Source organism: Actinoplanes flavus, from assembly GCF_017592555.1.
GTDB classification, from domain to species: domain Bacteria; phylum Actinomycetota; class Actinomycetes; order Mycobacteriales; family Micromonosporaceae; genus Actinoplanes; species Actinoplanes flavus.
This window is the reverse complement of sequence record NZ_JAGFNS010000030.1, coordinates 24364-43381: the sequence shown is the minus strand read 5'-3', so window position 1 is coordinate 43381 and position 19018 is coordinate 24364. Positions and strand designations below refer to the sequence as shown.

The following is a 19018-nucleotide window of genomic DNA, read 5'->3' as shown; positions in this document are numbered from 1 at the left end:
GCGGACGCGCCGGACGGGGTGGGCGGGCGTCAGTGTGGTGGGGAGCCGGGCCCGGCGTCGTGGGTGCGGTAGCGGCCGGGGAAGAAGACCGGCGCCTCGGCGGTGACGGTGAACGGCTGCCCGTGGTGCCGGGCGGTCAGCGATTCGCCGTCGCGTATCGAGTAGGTGACCCGGTCGGGCTCGATGTCGACCTCCAGCACCGATTCGCGGATCCGCAGCGGAAACCGCAGCCGGCGGGCCCGGGTCGGCAGCATCGGCGCGAACTCGGGTACCGGTGTGCGCCAGCGGTACCCGGCGAACGCGTAGACGAGCGCCATCCAGGTGCCGCCGGCCGAGGCGATGTGGATGCCGTCGCGCAGGTTGCCGGCGGTGTCGGCCATGTCGACGGCCGCGGCGTCGACCAGGTACTCCTCGGCCGTGCGGTACTTGCCCACGTCGGCCGCCGCGATCGCCTGCACGCATTCCGACAGCGAGGAGTCGCCGGTGGTCAGCGGGTCGTAGTGCTCGAAGATCCGGCGGCGCTGGTCGGCGGTGAACCGCTCCGGGAGCAGGACCGTGGCGAAGACGACGTCGGCCTGCTTGATCACCCGGTGCCGGTAGATGACGAGCGGGTGATAGTGCAGCAGCAGCGGGTACCGGTCGCGTGGTGTGCCGGCGAAGTCCCACGGGGCCTGGTCCATGAAACCGTCGTCCTGCAGGTGCACCCCGGCCTGCTCGTCGTAGGGGATGTAGATCTCGTCGGCGGCCCGCCGCCAGAGCCGCACCTCCGCGTCGTCCAGTCCGGTGCGCTCGACGAGCCGGTGGTGATCCGGCGGCGACTCCCGGCGCAGGCGGTCCACCACGTCCGCGGCGAGCCGCAGGTTCTCGGCGGCCATCACGTTGGTGAACAGGTTGTTGTCGACGACCGTGGTGTACTCGTCCGGCCCGGTCACCTTGTGGATCACGAACCGGCCGTCCCGGCGTTCCGAGAAGAAGCCCAGGTGCGCCCACATCCGGGCGGTCTCCACCAGCAGTTCGGCGCCGTGCCGGAACAGCAGGTCGGTGTCGCCGGTGATCCGGACGTACTGGTCGAGCGCGTAGGCGATGTCCGCGTCGATGTGGTACTGCGCTGTCCCGGCCGCGTAGTACGCCGACGCCTCGTCGCCGCCGATGGTGCGCCACGGGAACAGCGCGCCGGCGCACCCCACCTCGCGGGCCCGGCGCCGGGCGTCGGGCAGCATCCGCACCCGGTGCATGAGCAGGCTGCGCGCCACCTCGGGGCAGGTGTGCACCAGGAACGGCAGGACGTACACCTCGGTGTCCCAGAAGTAGTGGCCCTCGTACCCGGTCCCGGTCAGGCCCTTGGCCGGCATCCCGTGGCCCTCCGCACGCAGCGTGGCCTGCATGACGCTGAACAGGCTGAACCGCAGCGCCTGCTGGGCGGCGGGCGCGCCCTCCCAGACCACGTCACTGTGTTCCCAGAAGGAGCGGACCTGGTCCTGGTGGGCGGCGAGCGCGGCCGGGTAGCCGGTGTCGCGGGCCCGGTGCAGGGTCACCGCGGTGCGTTCGAACAGGTCGGTGCTCTGCGCCGGGCCGTAGTGATAGGCGAGCCACTTGGTCAGCGTGACCGTCCGGCCGACCGGCGCCTCACCTTCGAACGCCACGAGGACACGGTCGTCGTCGACCCTCGTACGGACGTGGGTGAGAATCTCGGTGTCGAACTGGTGATCCATTCCGGCCGCCACCCGCAACCCGCTGCGCGCCGTCCGGTAGCCGCGGATCACCCGTACGCCGTCGGTGCGATCGCCGTCGGGCATCAGCGCCCGGTCGTCGAGCGCCCGGGTCTGCCGCGGGTCGAAGGCCGCCGTCTCGGTCGCCGGACGGTGCAGGACCATCTCCGAGATGATGACGACCCGGCCGGGGGCGTCGAGGGCGGTCAGCTCGAAGCGGATGCCGGCCAGGTGCCGCTGGACGAGTGACACGAACCTGGTGGTCACCAGCCGGAACCGCCGCCCGTCCGCCAGCTGGTAGACGACCGTGCGGTCCAGGACGCCGCGGCGCATGTCCAGGGCCCGCTCGAACTCGCGGACCTCGGTCGTCTCGCAGGTGACCGGGTCGTCGTCGACGTACAGCCGCAGGGCGGTGCCGTCCGGGACCGGGGCGATGGTCTGCCCGGTGGTGGCGAAGCCGTGCGCGTTCTCCGGATAGACGATCGGCCAGGTCTCGTGGAAGCCGTTGAGCAGCGTCGCGGGCCGGAAGGACGGCTCGCGTTCCTCGAACGCGCCGCGGATGCCCAGGTAGCCGTTGGCCACCGCGAACAGGGTCTCGGTCTGCTCGACATAGCCAGGGTTGTACATGTGCTCGACGATCCGCCACGGATCGGTCGAATGGTCGCTGGCGGCGGCCACCAGCCGGCGGCCCGCCGCCAGCAGCCGGTGCTCCTTCGGACCGGCGCGGTGCGCGTCGTCGGTGGCCGCGACCAGCAGCTCGCCGAGGTCGGCGACCACGAGATCGGCGCCGTTTCCGGCGAGCGTCGCCGCGGATCCGTCCCGGTCGACCCCGATGATCAGGCCGAACCCCTCCGCCCGGCCGGCCGCCACACCCTCCGCCGTGTCGTCGACCACCGCCGTGCGTTCCGGCGCCACACCGAGCCGGCGGGCGGCCTCCAGGAGCATGCCGGGGCCCGGTTCGCCGGAGAGGCCCAGCTCCCGTGCGGCCCGGCCGTCGACGCCGGTGTCGAACAGGTTGGTCAAGCCGGTGCCGGCCAGGACGGCGGCGCCGTCCAGGTGGCCGGTCACCACGGCGGTCCGCAGACCCGCCTCCCGCAGCTCACGGACCCAGGCGATGGATCCGGGAAACGCCTCGGCCTCCGGATGGTCCGCCATGCGCGGGATCAGGACGCCGTCCAGGCCGAAGAGCACCGCGTCGAAGTCCCGCCTGATCACTGTCGTCGGCATCGCGTCCCCCGTATACCACGAATACCTCCCATAGCAGACAGAATGGTCCCGGATGGTTCCGGTGCCATCACCCCCAGCGGATGGGATCGCCGCCCGGTGGGCGGTCAGATGCTGAAGACGGTGAAGGCGACCTGATGGGTGGTGCCGCCGGCCCGGAACTGCAGGAACAGGCGCTTGTCGCCGCGTTCGGCGAAGGCGGCGTGGAACGCCAGGACGGCATCGGGCGGGGCGGCGCCGTCCGGGCCGGCCGGGATCGGGTGCAGATGCTTGAGGCCCTGGGTGCGCACCTCGAAGTTCGACAGGTGGGCGTACGCGCCGAGATACGGTTCGAGCACCGCGGGGCGGCCGTCCCGCAACACCTGGAACCGCAACGCCGTCGGGGTGCCGGAGACCAGGTCGGCGGTGCCGTCGAGACGGCGTACGAGGTAGGGGCCGGACCGCGCCTGGGCCTGCGGGGCGGGGACGGGCACCATGCTGGTGTCACCGGCGATGACGAACGGGACCCCGAGAACGGTGGGGTCGGCGCCGGCCGGGCGGCCGTGCGGCACGAACTCGATGTACACCCGGTAGGCGCCGCCGTCGGAGACGGTCACCGGGGCGGTCCACACGCCGTCGGCCACCTCCGGGTGCAGGTGCTGATAGTGGGAGAGGTCGTCGCGGAGCACGTACATGTGCATGGGTTTGGTGTGCACGTGCTGGAAGTCGGTGGCGGCGCCGTCCGGGCCGGTGACCCGCAGCGACACCCGGCCCGGGCCGCGGCCGGTGGGCAGGGCCAGCGCCTCCACCCGGAAGCCGTCGTAGCTGTCGGAGAGCCCGTCGCTGTGAAAGGCGACCGCCGAGGCGGCCGGCGCCGGAACCGTGGCCGGGGACGGGCCGCGGCTGTCGGCGAAGAGGTAGGCGGCCGCCACGAAACCCGCCAGCGTCACCGCCGCCGAGAGGCGGCGGTGACGCGATCCGGCGCCGGTCAGCTGACCGCCGCCGTTCCGGTCGGCCGGACCAGGAACAGCCCGACGCCGATGCTCTGCACGGCGACGACACCGTTCTTCAGGTACGGCAGCGCCATCCAGCTGCCGCTGTATCCGCTGGCGTTGGAGCTGGGGTCGACGTCGAAGTAGCCGACCTCGGGCAGCGAGGCCGAGGCGGCGTTCGTGGTGTCGAGGATGCGCAGGCCACCGCGGTACGAGGCCTGGAAGTGCCGGTTGCCGACGGTGTAGCCGTTGTGGTTGACGAACGTGCCGCGGGTGCCGTTGTCCCGGCCCACGTAGCGCGCGGCGTCCAGCTTCTCGATGTTGTAGACGAAGTCCGGGCTGCCGGATGCGGTGCTGATCGTCTCGTCGTTGACGATCATGTGCTTGTAGTCGCTGGTGGCGAAGCCCTGGTGGATGAAGCTGGCGCCCGGGTGGGTGACGCTGGACAGGACGACGATGTTCGACTTGTTGGTCACGTCGAGGATCTGGAACCGCCGGCCCTGGCCGGTGTAGTTGAACGCGATCTCCCGGCCGGTGTAGCGGGTGTCCGGGCCGGCGTAGGTCACCACGATCGACTCGTGCGAGTAGACCTCACGGCTGTAGCACGCCGCCAGCGTCAGGGTGAGCGGCGTCTTGATGTCGTAGATCGTCAGGCCCTTGCCGCACGTGTTCGCGCCGGAGACGTACAGGAAACCGGTGTTCTGATTGATCTGCAGCGTGTGGCTGTTGGTCAGGCCGGTGAAACGCGCGTCCGCGGTGAACGTCTGCGGGGTGGTCACGCCCTGGAGCCGGTTGAGGTTGAAGATCTGGATGCCGTGCGACACCGAGTCCTTGCCGATGTAGGCGTAGTTCTTGTAGGTGCGCACGTCGCACCAGGAGGAGCTGACCCCGTTCGACGACGGCAGGTTGCCCAGGTAGCGCGGGTTCGACGGGTCGGTGACGTTGACGAACGAGACCCCGTTGGACCGGCAGTACAGGATGTACTCGTTGCTGTCGCGGGTGTCGGTCCAGTACCACATGCTCGACGAGCCGCCGCCGCCCAGCGCCGACTGCGGCAGGAAGCTGAGCAGGTCGACGTTCTTGCACGGGTACTTGTCGGCCTTCCCGTTGACGCAGGTGATCGGTGCGCCGGCGAGGCGCTCGCCGCTGCGCCAGGTGGGCTGGTAGATGCGCAGCATCTCGGCCTGCTCGGCGCGGCCCTCCGGGGTGTCCGGGTCGTGCGCGGTGGCCGGTGGCCCGGCGACGGCGAGCAGCAGCAGGAATCCGGTGACGGCAAGGATGGTGCGACGTACGCCTCGGAGCATGTCGATGCCCTTTCGCGCGGGGGAACCGGCGCGCGCGGGGGGTGTGGCACGCACCGGATGCGTGTGCCTGAACGCTAAGCGTCACTTCGACGGACGTCAATGTTAGCGGGGACCGTTAGTTTTCGATGAGGCGAACCTTAAGGGTTTCTTAGTATCGATCTTCACGCCCGCCGGGGATGAATAGTGAGTCGGCTGCTACCAGGCGAGTCGACGAGGAGTACGTTCGTGCCCACCCCATCCCAACGACGAACCCGCTACGTCCTGACGGCCATCGGGGCCCTGGGACTGATCGGAGCCGGCTCGGCCACGATCGTCGCGGGCGCCGGCACCGGGGACCGGGAGATCCGCCTGGCCGCGACCAACCCGGCCGCCACCACGGCCGGGACCGCCGCGCCGGACGAGACCACGGAGACCGCGGCGACCTCCGCGCCGCCCACGACCTCCGCGCCCGCCACGCCGTCGGCGTCGGCCACACCGTCGGCGAGCAGATCGGCGACCGTACGCCCGAAGAACTCGCAGACGGCGTCCACGACCCGCCGGCGGACCGCGACGGCGAAACCGTCCACGACGACCAAGGCGCCGTCGAGCGGCTCCACCGGCTCCGCCACGGTCAACGCCGAAGTGCTGCGCCTGGTCAACGTCGAACGGGAGAAGGCCGGCTGCTCCGGGCTCAGCCGGGAGTCGCGGCTGGAGGCGGCGGCGCAGAAGCACTCCGACCGGCAGGCCGCGCAGAACACCATGTCGCACCAGCTGCCCGGCGAGGCGAGCATGGGCGACCGGGTCACCGCCGAGGGCTATCAGTGGCGCGGCGTCGCCGAGAACGTCGCGGCCGGCTACACCACCGCGGCCAGCGTCATGGACGGCTGGATGAACAGCCCCGGCCACAAGGCCAACATCCTCAACTGCGACTACACCCAGATCGGCGTCGGCCTGGCGGAGTCCTCCTCCGGAACCCGGTACTGGACCCAGAACTTCGCCACACCGGCCTGACCCTTTTGGTGAGGCGCACATGCGGAAGCGGGGGGGGGGGGGGGGGGGGGCGGGCCCCCCCGCCCGGGGGGGGGGGGGGGCCCCGGGGGGGGCGGGGGGGGGGGGGCCCCCGCCCCCCGCTTCTCTCGGGTCGTGGTACGTCAGACGGTGGGAGCCGGGTCGGTGGCGGGGCGCCGGCCGATCAGGAACAGCGCGTAGCCGGCGAGGGAGATGACGACGCCCAGGCCCATGACCATCGCGGCGATGCCGAACGAGACGACCGAGGTGAACAGCGAGGCGCGCAGGAACGAGCCGTTCATCACGGTGGCCCGGACCGGGTCCTCCTTGTCGAGCTCGGCGTAGGTCTTGCCGCCGCTTGCCTTGAGGGCGTGCTTCTCGATGATCTGGGCCTCGGAGTAGGCGGTCAGCGGGCCGTCGATCTTCTCGCCGGCGAACCATGCGGCGTCGGCCGAGACGGTGATCCGCTCGTCGGCCAGCTGCGACTGGACCGTGAACCAGGTGGTGGCTCCGGCGGCGACCATGACCAGGCCGGCGAATGCCAGCACGACGCCGATCCAGCGAACCGCGCCGCCCTTGCCGCGTGCGGCCTTGCGCGAGCTGCGGACAGCACTGCCGGCGACGGTCCGGCCGACCTCGTGGGCCATAGCGCTCATGATTGACTCCCCCGTTAACAGATGACGTTCTATCCCTCGGTCGGTTCCGCCGGCCTGATGTTCGGCCGGGGTTCGATCGTCGGCTTACGCATATGAGAATGCGGTCCCGCGGCGCCGCGCAGTAGGGCCGACAGGTCCGGGTCCAAGGTCCCGACCTGGCTGCCGGAAGAAGACTCGCCGAACTCTCGATGAATCTCACCGCCTGTCCGTCCCGGCATCCCCGTTCCGGAGTTAGCTTCCAGGCATGCGGCTCGGCGTACTGGATGTCGGATCGAACACCGTGCATCTCCTCGTCGTGGACGCCCACCGGGGCGGCCATCCCGACCCCATGCGGTCCGAGAAGACGCAACTGCGGCTCGCGGAACAGGTCGAGGCGGGACGAGTGACCGACACGGGCGCCGGCCGGCTGGTGCGCGCCGTGGCACGGGCCAGGGCGACCGCGACGATCGCGGGATGCGAGGAGCTGCTCGCCTTCGCGACCTCCGCGCTGCGCGAGGCGGACAACTCGGCGGCCGTTCTCGCCCGGGTGCGGACCGAGACCGGCGTCGACCTCCAGGTGCTGTCCGGCGCGGACGAGGCACGCTACACCTTCCTCGCCGTCCGCCGGTGGTACGGCTGGTCCGCCGGGCGGCTGCTGGTGCTCGACATCGGCGGCGGATCCCTGGAGCTGGCGATCGGCCGCGACGAGGACCCCGACGTGGCGCTGTCGCTGCCACTCGGCGCCGGGCGCCTCACCCGCCAGCGGCTGCCCGGCGACCCGCCGGCCCGTGGGGACGTCGACGCGCTCACCGCGGACCTCGACGCGGCCCTCACCCCGGTCGCCCGCCGGATCCGCGAGGCCGGGCCGTACGATCTCGCGGTCGGCACCTCGAAGACGTTCCGCTCGCTGGCCCGGCTCGCCGGAGCCGCCCCGTCCAGCAGCGGACCGCGGACCCGCCGGGTCCTCACCGAGGTGGGGCTGCGCCAGGTGTTCGGCTTCATCAGCCGGATGGCGTCACCCGACCTCGCCGACCTGGACGGCGTGAGCCCCGGCCGCGCCCACCAGCTCGTCGCCGGCGCCCTGGTGGCCGGGGCAGCGATGCGGGCGCTGGAGATCGGTGAGCTGGAGATCTGCCCCTGGGCGCTGCGGGAAGGGGTGATCCTGCACCGGCTGGACACCCTCGGCGTCCCGACCCCGTCCCACCGGCGGTGGCCCCTCACCGACCGGAAGCCACGACCCGTCCTGAAGATCATGGATGGCATGCGTTGACGAGGTCGTCGATACTCTAAGCATGGATGTGAATACGGGGGGCCATGCCTCCGGCGGCTCCGCGCACGTCGTCGTCGAGCTGACAGCGGCCGAGGCCGCGAACGGTGCGACGAAGGCGGTCGCGGCGCCCCCGAACGGCGAGCCCGTGATGATCTATCTGCCGCCGGGCGCCACGGACGGCGTGATGCTGAACGTCGACCTGCCCTGGGTCGACCCGGCCACCGGCACGACCTCCATGCGGACCGTGCCGGTGCTCATCCGGGTGCAACCCGCCGCCGCCTTCCCCGGCTTCCCGCCGCCCGGCGATCCGCCCGGCTTCGCCGCTCCCGCCCCGTCGCGGTTCGGCCCGCGTACCCGGATCCTCGCCGTCGCCGCGGGAATGGTCCTGCTCAGTGCCATCCTCCTGGCGCCGAGAGTCTTCGGCGCGAGCGACACCGAGACCACCGGCGGCACCACCACCACGACCGCCACCACCACCGCGACCCTGCCGACCGAGCAAGCCGCCGCCGCGGCGCCGCCGCTCGATCCGGTCGCCTTCCAGGCCGCCCTGAACGACGCCGACAAACAGTTGGCCGCGGGCGTCAACAGCCTGCGGGCGGCCACCACACCCGGCGCGGTGGCCGGCGCCGCCGACGCCCTGGCCGAGACGGCACGCACGCAGCAGTCCACACTGTCCGCGCTCACGGCGCCGGCCGCGGCCAGTGCCGCGCACGGCGACCTGGTGTCCGCGCTCTCCGGCCTGGCCGACGAACTGTCCTCGGTGTCCGGATCCGCGGAAGGCCGCAGCATCTGCACCGGCGGCTCCGCGGCCGCCGCGCTCGGCCGCGCCGACGCCGCGACCGACCTGAGAACCGCGATCGCCGCGCTCGCCGCCTCCGACCCGGCCGCGAAGTACCGATTCGGCTCGTTCGTGCCCGCCGCGACGAAGGATCAGAACCGCCGCAAGCCCAACGCGACCTACCTGACCCGCGTCACCGGTGGCAGCGGCCAACTCAAAATCGACAACGGCAACGCGGTGGACACCGTGGTCAAACTGGTGAAGGTGGGCTCGAAGAAGCCGACCGTCGCCGTCTACATCCGGGGCAACAAGAAGGTCACGACCGGCCGCATCAAGGACGGCACCTACCAGGTCTTCATGGCCACCGGCGTGGACTGGGACGGCAAACGCTTCACCCGCGAATGCGGGTTCAGCAAATTCGACGACAGCCTCAAGTTCACCACCACCTCCCGCCAGTACACGATCTGGGAACTCAGCCTGAAAGAGGTCTTCGGCGGCAACGCCTCCTCATCCGACGTCGACCCCGACCAGTTCCCGGGCTGACGTCATCGAAAGCCGTGCCGATCCCTCGCCGATCGGCACGGCAACGCCCGGCGGCCGTCTCCGGTCAGGTGCGTCAGAGGCGGCGGCGCTTCAGAGGCGGGTCTCGACGTGGCCGAGGCCGCCGTCGACCGGCAGTTCGACGCCGGTGGTGAAGGTCGCCTCGAAGCCGAGGAACAGCACCGCGCGGGCGATCTCCCGCACCGTTCCATGCCGGCGCATCGGCGTGATCTGGTCGCCGACCTTCATCAGCGCCGCACGCTCATCGGCCCCCGCATCCGCGAACCCCATCGTCGGTGTGTCGATGAACCCCGGCGCAACCGTGTTCACCCGGACCCCGCGCGGCAGAAGTTCCGCGGCCAGCACCTTCGCGAACGCCCGCACCGCCGCCTTGGTCCCGGAGTACACGCTCATCGTCGGTGACCCGAGACCGTTGGTCACCGCCGTGGTGAACACGATCGACCCGCCGTCGCGGATCATCGGCGCCAGCCGCTGCACGGTGAAGAACACACCCCGGGCGTTGACGTCGAACATGCGGTCGTAGCTGGCCACCGTCACCCGCTCGAACGGTGAAACCTCGGCGACACCCACGTTGACGTGCAGAAAGTCGAAGAGCCCGAAGTGGGCGGCGACCGTCTCACCCAACGCGTCGATGTCGCGCGTACTGGTCACATCGGAACGCGCGGCATGGAGGCCCGGCTGCGCCGCAACCTCGGTCCGGCCGGTCAGCAACACCTGCGCCCCGTCGGCCAGCAGAGTGTCCACCACGGCACGGCCCATGCCGTGGGTCCCGCCGATGACCACAGCCTTCTTCCCCGTGTACGTACCCATCGTGCTCCTTCGCCGGAATTGGAAACGCCGGAACCGATGCTGCCAAGCGGCACCCTCGCCCACGAGTGGCAGTACCGACGTCCTCCGCAAAATTCGTGCCACCATGGCCGTCATGACAGCACCGTCCGTCGCGGTCGTGGTCGTCGACCACACCGACATGCACCCCTGGGACCTGTACGAAGTGGCGATCGCCTCCGCGGTGTTCGGCGTCGCCCAGCCCGACCTCGCCGACCCCTGGTACGACCTGCGCCTGTGCCCCGGCAGCGACCAGGCGGCGCAGCCCCGCAACGGGGTGAGCCTCACCTCGCCGCACCGGCTCAGCGAGATCCTCGAGGCGGACCTGGCCATCGTCACCGCGGTCCCCGAAGCCTGCGTGACGGGTGCCCAAGACTTCGACGACGAACTACTGGACACGCTGCGGCGCGCCGCGGCCGCCGGGGTCCGGCTCATGTCACTGTGTACCGGTGCGTTCGCCCTCGCCGAGGCCGGCCTGCTCGACGGCCGGCGCGCGACCGCACACTGGGCGCACACCGCGATCCTCGCCGACCGATTCCCGCGGGTGACCGTCGACGACGCGGTGCTGTACGTCGACGACGGCCCGGTGCTCACCAGCGCCGGCATGACCGCCGGGCTCGACCTGTGCCTGCACGTGGTGCGCACCGACTTCGGCGCACACGTCGCCAATCAGCTGGCCCGCCGGCTCGTCGTACCGGCGCACCGCCCCGGCGGGCAGGCACAGTTCATCGACCGCGCCGTGCCGGCCCGTGACCACGACGGCGTCGGCGGCGTGCTGCAGTGGGCAATCGCCCATATCGACCGGCCGCACACCGTCGAAGGGTTGGCCCGCCGAGCCGGACTCAGCCCGCGCACCTTCTTCCGGCGAGTGCAGGCCGCGACCGGCACGACGCCGCTGCAGTGGCTGCTGCACCAGCGCCTCGCCCACGCGCAAGTCCTGCTGGAGACCACGGACCTGCCGATCGACGCCATCGGTGAGCGGTGCGGGCTGGGCTCGGCGGCGAACCTGCGCCGCCACTTCGGCATTCACGTCGGCGTGCCACCGCAGCAGTACCGCCGGGCGTTCGCCTCGACACCCGGCAGCCCCGAAAGCGCCATCGGTCGGCACTCCACGATGGCCGGCGCCGGCCGGTGACGGGAGACTGCCACCCCGGGGTGCACCGAAGCCGGAAGCAGCAGGCCGACCTCGACCACGGACGATCTATAGACTCCCGCGCGTGACGACTACCCCCGCACCTGCCGACATCGCCTTCTCGCTGCTGCGGGAGGGGCGATTCGGCGACGCTGAGAACCTGATGGCCCGCGAGGTTCAGGCCGCCGCCGACAAGCACGGGCACGGCAGCCCGCAGTGGGCCTCGGCCCAGTGCGACCTCGGCAACGTGCTGCTCAACGCCGACCAGCTGCCCCGCGCCATCGAGTGCTTCCGGCAGGCCGCGTCGGTGACGCCGGTCGACCAGGAGTCCCACAAGGACCAGCTGACCTACCGGCTCAACGTCGGCATGGCGCTGCGCATGGCGGGACGGCTGGAGGAGGCCGAGGAACAGCTGCGCCAGGGCGTACAGGAACGGCTGGCCTTCTACGGCCGCGAGCACGCCGGATACGCCTTCGGCCTGGAGCCGCTCGCGTCGCTGCTGCTGGAACGGGGCGACGTCGGCGGGGCCCGGCAGGTGGTCGAGGAGACCGTGGCGATCTTCTGGAACAACGGCCACGAACGGGTCGCCTCGGCGCTGGCGCTGCGGGCCGCCGTGGTGCAGGCCGGCGGCACCGGCGAGCCGCTGTTCATCGGCCTGGAGCAACTGCCCGACCACGTCGTCGAGCAGATCGGCCGGGTCGTCACGCAACTTCCGGTGGCCGGCGCGGCGGCCCGCAAGGAGCTGATCACCACCGTGGTCGCGGTGCTGGAGCAGCGGCTCGGGGCCGACCATCAGGGGACGATCAACGCGCTGTCCGCCCTGGCGAACCTTGGCCGCGACAGCGGTGACCAGGCCGGCCGGGTGGAGGCGATCGAGCGGGTGCTGGCCTCCTACGAGCGGCAGGGCCGCACCGAGGAGGCGCTGATGGCGGAGCTGGGCCTGGCGATGGCGCGCGACGACGCCGGCGACAGCGAGGGTTCGCTGCGCGCGTACGCATCGGCTTATGAACGTTCGCAGCTCATCGGGCGTCCGGAGGTGATCAGTCAGGTGCTGCGCAACTGGGGCCTGGCGCTGCGGGACGCCGGCCGGACCGGCCCGGCCGAGCAGCGGCTGACCCAGGCGCTGGAGCAGGCCCGCCGCGGCGCCGACCACGACACGGTCGGCCGGGCGGGGGTGGCGCTGGGCCTGTTCCTGCAGCATGAGGGCCGCCTCGACGAGGCCCGCACGATCCTGGAGGAGGGCCTGGCCGTCATGGACCCGGTGCATCCGGACGCGCTGGTCGGCCGCAGCCACCTGAGCGCGGTCCGCGACGGGCGTACCTGTGGCTGCGGTGACATGCCGTCGACGATCGCCGAGGCGTTCCGCGAGTTCGTGATCACCCGGCTGCCGGGCGACCTGCTCGACCGGCTCGAGGTCGCGATCGTCGACAACGACTTCAAGATCGACGTGCATCTGCGGCGGGAGCCGACGGAGGCCGAACTCGGGCGGCTCAACGAGGTCTTCGCCACCGCCCAGGCCGAATTCCGCCACCGCATCACCGACCGGAGCTGAGCCGCTCCGGCGTCCGCGTGGCTTCCGGCTCCCGCTCGGCGCGTTCTCGCCGGGCCGGCGAGGATAGGCCGGCCGCCCGACCGGGTACGCCGCCGGGATGAGCGACGCACAGACCGAGTATCCGCAGAACGACGTCGACCGGGCGCAGGGACTGATCAGCGACGGACAGGGCGAATTCGTCCAGGAGCGTCCCGGTGGCGCGTTCGATCCCCGCGCGTTCCGGCCCGGGCATCCGGCTTCCTCCCCGGCGCGGGCCGAGGAGGAAGCCCCTGCCGCGGGCGAGCCGCCGATGACCGGACCGCGCATGGCCCCGCCCGAGGAGGAGTCCGCCAAGACCGGGTGATCCGGCTCGCCGGTGCGCGGCCCCGGCCGGTAGTTTGCCACCCCGTGAGGGATTCGACGCGTCTGGAAACGTCCCGGCTCGTGCTGCGCCACTGGACCGACGACGACCTGGAGCCGATGGCCGCCATCAACGCCGACCCGGAGGTGATGCGCTGGATCCGCGACGGGCGGCCGCTCGACCGCGACGGCACCGCGGAACGTCTGGCCACCTGGCGCCGGCACTGGGACGAGCACGGGTTCGGCCTGTTCGCGCTCACCCTGCGCGACACCGGCGAGCTGGCCGGCTTCACCGGGCTGGCGGTGCCCACCTTCCTGCCGGAGATCCTGCCGAACGTGGAGATCGGCTGGCGCCTGGCCCGGCGGCACTGGGGCCGCGGCCTGGCCACCGAGGCGGCCCGGGCGGTGCTCGCGCACGCCCGCGACGACCTGGGCATGAAACACCTGGTGAGCATCCATCAGGTCGGCAACGAGGCGTCCGCCCGCGTCATGCTCAAGATCGGCATGCACCTGGACCGGGAAACCAGCGACCCGACCCTCGGCACACTCTTGCGCGTCTACGCCATCGACCTGACCGAGTAGCCGAAGCCCCGGTGGACGCGGACCAATGGCTCAGGGCCTCCCGCCCGCCCGACCCGCACTCGTCCGGCGGGATTGTCGCTGTCCGCACCCTGCGGTCGCTGTATCAAAACTCAGTCGCAAAACATCAGGTGGTTTTGATACTGCGATAGACGGTTGCCCGGGAGACACCGAACCGCTGGGCGAGTTCATCCACACCCAGACCGCCGGTCTCCCGTAAACGGCGGATCTCGGCTGCTTCCTGCGCGGTCAACGCCGCGGGGCGCCCGCCCGATCGGCGGCGTGCCGACGGCGTGGCGGGGCCGGAGGCCGGGGCGCCGGCTGCCAGGAGCGTGCGAGCACCCTCGAGGATCAGTCGCCGTAGTCGCTCCGGCGGCACATCGTGGAACATCACCACCGGATCGGCGAGGCCGGCGACGACCTGGGCCGCGCGCACCCGTTCGGCGAGACCCGGACGGGGGCCGCTCACCAGCGTGTTGGCCAGCGCGATCGCGGCTTTGACCCGGTCGGCGACCGGCGCCTGCACGAGCAGGGTCATGTCCCGGACCAGCATGAGCAGCGTGTCCCGGTGCCGCAGGTGCACATCGAGGAAAGCCTCGATCGCTCGCCAGCGGACGGTCTCCGGGTCGCCGGCGGCCTCCGCCTCGTTGAGTTCTCGCTCCAGATCGTCGAGCACCGGGGCGGTCAGCTCGTGCAGCAGGTCCTCCTTGGCGGCGAAATGGTAGTACAGCGCGGCCTTGGTGATGCCGACCCGCTCGGCGATCTCCTGCATGGACGTCGCCCGGTAGCCACGCTCGGCGAAGAGCGCCGCCGCGACGGCCATGATGCGCTGTCGTGTCACTCCAGCTACCTACCCTCGGTAAGTAAATATTGCTACGATCCCGACCATGGGTAAGTTTACGGAGGTCGACGTGTCCTTCGCGAGCGACCGTGACCGGCTGTCCGGTCGTCTCTACCGGCCGGTGGTGCTGCAACCGGCGCCCTGCGTGGTGCTGTGCAACGGTTTCGGCAGCACGATGGATCGGCTCTTCCCCTGGGCCGAGGTCTTCGCGGCTGCCGGGCTGGCAGCGCTGGTGTTCGACTACGGCAGCTTCGGCCGCAGCCGAGGCGAGCCACGGCAGATCGTCGACGTCGGCCGGCAGTTGGCCGAGATCCGGGCGGCGGTGGCATGGGCGCGCGCCGACGACGGCATCGACGCCGATCGCGTCATGCTGTGGGGAAACTCCCTCGGCGGCGCCCACGCGATCACGACCGCCGCCGACGACCCGCGGATCACAGCGGTGGTGGCGCAGATTCCGTTCAACGGGTTTCCGCGCCGCGTCGAGGGACGATCGACCGGGCAGGCTCTGCAACTGATGGCGGTCGTCATGTGGGACACGCTGCGCGGCAGGCTCGGCCTGTCGCCCCGTTACGTCCCGCTGATCGGCGCGCCGGGCGAGGTGGCGATCACCAACGCGGCCGAGGCCGAGGAGCACGCGAACACGCTGCCGCCCGGCACGCTCTGGCGCAACCGGGTCGCGCCCCGCGGCATCCTGTCGATGATGCGGTACCACCCGGACGCGGCGGCCGCCCGGCTGGCCGTTCCGCTGCTGGTGTGCACCGCCGTCGCCGACGCCCAGACGCCCGTGGAACTGTGCCGCCGGCTCGCCGATCGCGCGCCGCAGGGCATGCTCAAACTGTATGCGGGCACACACTTCTCCTTCTACAGTGACGCTCGGACCCGCGAGGCCGTCGCCGCGGACCAGATCGCGTTCCTGCACGACCTGCCGGCGTCGTCAGGTGGGCGACGCGGCCACCGGCGTACCGGAGGGGATTAGTCGCCTGATGCTGACGGTCTCACGAGCTTCCCGATCTCCTGACGTACTCCATGGCCGCGCGGCGGAGCAGGATCTCGTCGACCGGCTGTTGTCCGGCGCCGTGGGCGGCCACCCTCGGGCCCTCGTCGTCTGCGGTGAGGCCGGTATCGGAAAGTCGGCTCTGCTGGAGTACGCGGCGGCCCGCACGTCGGCGCGGGTCCTGCGCGTGACCGGGATGCAGTCCGAGGCGGGCTTGTCGTTCGCCGCACTGCACGTCCTGTTGCGTCCCGTGCTCGACCGGGTCCCGGCGTTGCCGCCGCAGCAGTCCGACGCTCTGCTGGGCGCGCTGGGGCTGGGCGCGACCAACCGGGGTGACCGGTTCCTGGTCGGACTGGCAACCCTCAACCTGCTCGTCGAGGTGTCCGCGTCGACGCCGCTGGTGTGCCTGATCGACGACGCGCACTGGCTGGACGGCGAGTCGGCCGACGCCTTGCTGTTCGCCGCCCGGCGGCTGGACGCCGAACCCGTCGCCGTGCTGTTCGCCACCCGGGAGTCCGAGGGCGACTTCTCCGGACGCGGGCTGCCGGAGGTGCGGCTGGGCCGGCTGGAGCCGGAGGCGGCCGCACGGCTCGTTGCCGAGTACGCGGCGGACCTGCCACCGGCCGTCCGCGATCAGCTGGTGGCGGAGGCGCAGGGCAATCCACTGGCGCTGATCGAGCTGCCGTCGATGCTCACGCCCGAGCAGCGCCTCGGCGGCCCCATGCCACTGTCGTTCTCCTTCGGCACGGCGGCGCCGGTGCTGGACCGGGTTCTCACCGGGTTCCGGCAGCGGGTCGAGGCGCTGCCGGAACCCACCCGTGCCTGCCTGCTCGTGGCCGCCCTCGACGACCGTGGTTGCCCGGGTCTGCTGTCCGTGGCGATGGAGTCGCTCGGCGCCGGACTCGGTGACCTCGCCGCGGCCGAAAGAGCCGGGCTGGTCCGCGTAGGAGTGTCGGGTGTGGTGTTCCGGCATCCCCTGGTGCGTACCGCGGTGGTCCTCGCCGGTGACGTGGCGGCGCGGACGGCGGCGCACCGGGCGCTGGCCGCCGCGGTCGACGACGACCGGCGCGCGTGGCATCTCGCCGCGGTCACCGTGCGGCCCGACGACGGCGTCGCCGGCGAACTGGAGAAGCTGGCGTTGCGCGCCCGGCAGCGGGGTGGGCAGGCCGCGGTGTCGGCCGCCTACGCCCGCGCGGCTGAATTGTCCGCTGATCCCGCGCAGGCCACGCGCCGCCGGATCGCCGCGGCCGCCGCGGCGGTCGAGGCGGGGTTGTGGCGGCGGGCCGGGCAACTGGCCGGCGAAGCCCTGAGTCGCGCCGTCGCGCCACCGGCGCCCCCGGTTCTGGCAGAGCTGGCGATGGTCCGGGCCAAGCTGGAGGCCGAAGCGGGCCGGCCGCTCGTGGGGGCGCGGCTATTACACGAGGCGGCGGCGAAGGTCAGCGACGTGCCGACCCTGCTGTCCCTGCTGAGTGTGGCCGGCTACCTCATCTGGTCGAGTGCCCGGCACCCCGACCAGGTGGGTCTCGCACGCCGCACCGAGGAGCTGATTCCGCCGGGCGACGGCCCCGCCGCCCTGCTGCGCAGCATCAACAGCGGAGTTCGGCGGATGCTGGAGGGCGACACGGTGGTCGCCCACAGCTTCCCGCCGCTGGACGACATCACCTCGATGCCGGCCGAGCTGCGTATGGTCGTCGCCCAGCACGCCGTCGTCCGTGCCGATCTCGACGGCATGTCCGACCATGCCGAGGCGATGGTCGAGGAGTGCCGCGCCGAGGGGCGGCTCGGTCGCCTGCCTCAGGCGTTGACGATCCGGGCCGTCGCCGAGGTCCTCGGCGGCCGGCACCGGTCCGCGCGGGCCACCGTGGCGCAGGCGGCCTCCCTCGCCGCCGACGTCGGGCAGCCCCAGTGGTCCGGCTACCTCGCCGGTCTTCAGGCGTGGCTGTCCGCGGCCGCGGGTGCGGAACAGCAGTGCCTGGCGTCGGGGGCGGCCGGGCTACGCGACGCCGAACGCCGGGCGTGGATGCCCGGCGGTTGTTGGGCGGAGTACGCACGCGTGCTGCTCGACCTCGGCGCGGGTCGCTACGAGGCGGTCCTCGACCGGGTCGACCGGGCACAGTCGGGTCCGTCCCGGCATGCGTTCGTCTGGCGGTACGCGTGGCCGGACCAGGTCGAGGCGGCCGTACGGGCAGGGCAGCCGGACCGTGCGGAACCCTCGCTGAACCGGTACGCGCAGTGGGCGGAGACGACGAGCCGTGATCGGCCGTGTGCGGTGCTCTACCGCACTCGGGCGCTGCTCGCCGACGACGCCGAGGCCGACCGCCTGTACCGGCGGGCGTTGGAGCTGCACGCCCGCGCCGGGCAGCCGTTCGACGAGGCTCGCACCCGCCTGGTGTACGGGGAGTGGCTGCGCCGTCAGCAGCGCCGTACCGCGGCCCGAGCCCAGCTTGAAGCGGCACGCGAAGCCTTCGACGCCCTGGACGCGGCGCCGTGGTCGGCGCGGGCCGCCGCGGAGTTGCGCGCCACGGGTGTCTCGGTGCCCGACCGCCGCGCTGCCGAGGACCCGCTCGCCGGACTGACGCCACAGGAGCATCAGGTGGTGCGCCTGGCGGCGACCGGGGCGTCCAATCGCGAGATCGGGGCGCAGCTGTTTCTCAGCCCGCGGACGGTCGCCTCCCACCTGTACAAGGCGTTTCCCAAGCTGGGCGTCACGTCGCGCGCCGAACTGTCCCACCTGATGACAACGCTCGGCGTACGCCTTCGCTGAGGTGGTCGCTGGAGAGCGGCCCCCGGGTGACGAAATGGAACATGAGCCCGTCGACCAGGCAGGTGACGACCTCGGCGTCGAATGCCGGGTCCGGTGACCCGGCCTGGACGGCCACGAGCTCGGCGAGGTCACGGAACTCGGCGCCGCAGCGTCGCATGGCGTCGCGGATGGACGGGTCACGTGCGCCGGCCAGGTCGAGTTCGTATCGGGCGAGCAGCAGTTGCCGGCTCTCGGTCCACCAGCTCTGCAGCAGTGCGGCGATCTGCCGATGGTCCGTCTCCGCCGGCGCGCCGGCCAGCGCACGGACGGCTGCGCGGATCGCCGGACGGGCGCGCTCGCGATCGATCTCGATGATGCGCTCCACGACGGCGAGGACGAGCTGGTCGCGGGTCTTGAAGTAGTACGTCACCGAGCCGTGGGGCAGTCCGGCCGCATCCTGGACGGCCCGATGCGTCAGACCACGCAGGCCACGCTCGGCGATGAGCGTGAGGGCGGTGTCGAGCATCTGCGTACGCCGGTCTGTGGTCACGCTCTCAAGCCTGCCACAGGTCTC

At 71.8% G+C, this 19018-nt stretch carries 15 protein-coding genes and 1 pseudogene; 9 read left to right on the top strand and 7 right to left on the bottom strand.

What is annotated here, in order from left to right; genetic code table 11:
* Window positions 1-29 precede the first annotated feature (29 nt).
* The 3 genes from J5X75_RS34600 to J5X75_RS34590 all read right to left on the bottom strand — a co-directional run bounded on the left by J5X75_RS34600 (window position 30) and on the right by J5X75_RS34590 (window position 5208).
* Window positions 30-2936, bottom strand: coding sequence for a glycosyl hydrolase family 65 domain-containing protein (locus J5X75_RS34600; protein WP_208471847.1), 2907 nt, complete (start codon window positions 2934-2936; stop codon window positions 30-32).
* Between the two features lie 104 nt (window positions 2937-3040).
* On the bottom strand, window positions 3041-3862 hold the full coding sequence (locus J5X75_RS34595) for a DUF8832 domain-containing protein (RefSeq protein ID WP_307798450.1): 822 nt from the start codon (window positions 3860-3862) through the stop codon (window positions 3041-3043).
* A gap of 38 nt (window positions 3863-3900) precedes the next feature.
* The gene (locus J5X75_RS34590) at window positions 3901-5208 is read right to left on the bottom strand and encodes a choice-of-anchor B family protein (protein WP_208471846.1); all 1308 of its coding nucleotides are present in this window, start codon (window positions 5206-5208) and stop codon (window positions 3901-3903) included.
* A gap of 225 nt (window positions 5209-5433) precedes the next feature.
* Between J5X75_RS34590 and J5X75_RS46200 the strand changes: the two genes are divergently transcribed.
* The gene (locus tag J5X75_RS46200; protein WP_208471845.1) at window positions 5434-6198 is read left to right on the top strand and encodes a CAP domain-containing protein; all 765 of its coding nucleotides are present in this window, start codon (window positions 5434-5436) and stop codon (window positions 6196-6198) included.
* A gap of 140 nt (window positions 6199-6338) precedes the next feature.
* On the opposite strand, the gene J5X75_RS34580 is transcribed toward J5X75_RS46200, so the two are convergent.
* Complete coding sequence (locus tag J5X75_RS34580; RefSeq protein WP_208471844.1) at window positions 6339-6851, bottom strand: aromatic ring-opening dioxygenase LigA; 513 nt, start codon at window positions 6849-6851, stop codon at window positions 6339-6341.
* A 244-nt stretch (window positions 6852-7095) separates the two neighbouring features.
* Between J5X75_RS34580 and J5X75_RS34575 the strand changes: the two are divergent.
* Window positions 7096-8013: pseudogene (locus J5X75_RS34575) on the top strand (Ppx/GppA family phosphatase); the annotation flags it as partial.
* 109 nt (window positions 8014-8122) lie between these two features.
* Window positions 8123-9421, top strand: coding sequence for a hypothetical protein (locus tag J5X75_RS34570; RefSeq protein WP_208471842.1), 1299 nt, complete (start codon window positions 8123-8125; stop codon window positions 9419-9421).
* A 90-nt stretch (window positions 9422-9511) separates the two neighbouring features.
* Here the strand turns inward: J5X75_RS34570 and J5X75_RS34565 are convergent, their stop codons facing one another.
* Complete coding sequence (locus tag J5X75_RS34565; RefSeq protein ID WP_208471841.1) at window positions 9512-10249, bottom strand: SDR family NAD(P)-dependent oxidoreductase; 738 nt, start codon at window positions 10247-10249, stop codon at window positions 9512-9514.
* Window positions 10250-10361: 112 nt separating this feature from the next.
* Here J5X75_RS34565 and J5X75_RS34560 point away from each other — a divergent pair, with 112 nt between their 5' ends.
* The 4 genes from J5X75_RS34560 (at window position 10362) to J5X75_RS34545 (ending at window position 13869) form a co-directional block, all read left to right on the top strand.
* Window positions 10362-11399 carry a GlxA family transcriptional regulator gene (locus J5X75_RS34560; RefSeq protein WP_208471840.1) on the top strand — a complete coding sequence of 346 codons (1038 nt, stop codon included), beginning with the start codon at window positions 10362-10364 and terminating at the stop codon, window positions 11397-11399.
* Between the two features lie 82 nt (window positions 11400-11481).
* A complete protein-coding gene (locus J5X75_RS34555) occupies window positions 11482-12948 on the top strand; it encodes a tetratricopeptide repeat protein (protein ID WP_208471839.1) in 1467 nt (488 codons plus the stop codon).
* A gap of 97 nt (window positions 12949-13045) precedes the next feature.
* On the top strand, window positions 13046-13291 hold the full coding sequence (locus J5X75_RS34550) for a hypothetical protein (RefSeq protein ID WP_208471838.1): 246 nt from the start codon (window positions 13046-13048) through the stop codon (window positions 13289-13291).
* 44 nt (window positions 13292-13335) lie between these two features.
* Window positions 13336-13869, top strand: a complete 534-nt coding sequence (locus tag J5X75_RS34545) for a GNAT family N-acetyltransferase (protein ID WP_307798449.1) — start codon at window positions 13336-13338, stop codon at window positions 13867-13869.
* A gap of 124 nt (window positions 13870-13993) precedes the next feature.
* On the opposite strand, the gene J5X75_RS34540 is transcribed toward J5X75_RS34545, so the two are convergent.
* Entirely contained in the window at window positions 13994-14707 is a 714-nt protein-coding gene (locus J5X75_RS34540; RefSeq protein ID WP_208471837.1) for a TetR family transcriptional regulator, read from the bottom strand.
* Window positions 14708-14753: 46 nt separating this feature from the next.
* On the opposite strand from J5X75_RS34540, the gene J5X75_RS34535 reads away from it, so the two are divergent.
* Both J5X75_RS34535 and J5X75_RS34530 read left to right on the top strand, forming a co-directional pair.
* Window positions 14754-15683, top strand: a complete 930-nt coding sequence (locus J5X75_RS34535; protein WP_208471836.1) for an alpha/beta hydrolase — start codon at window positions 14754-14756, stop codon at window positions 15681-15683.
* Window positions 15684-15690: 7 nt separating this feature from the next.
* The gene (locus J5X75_RS34530) at window positions 15691-18465 is read left to right on the top strand and encodes an AAA family ATPase (RefSeq protein ID WP_238490479.1); all 2775 of its coding nucleotides are present in this window, start codon (window positions 15691-15693) and stop codon (window positions 18463-18465) included.
* Here J5X75_RS34530 and J5X75_RS34525 read toward each other — a convergent pair.
* Window positions 18407-18994 (bottom strand): TetR/AcrR family transcriptional regulator, encoded by a 588-nt coding sequence (locus tag J5X75_RS34525; protein ID WP_208471834.1) that lies wholly within the window; start codon window positions 18992-18994, stop codon window positions 18407-18409. The two genes, J5X75_RS34530 and J5X75_RS34525, sit on opposite strands and share 59 nt — an antisense overlap.
* Window positions 18995-19018: the final 24 nt, after the last annotated feature.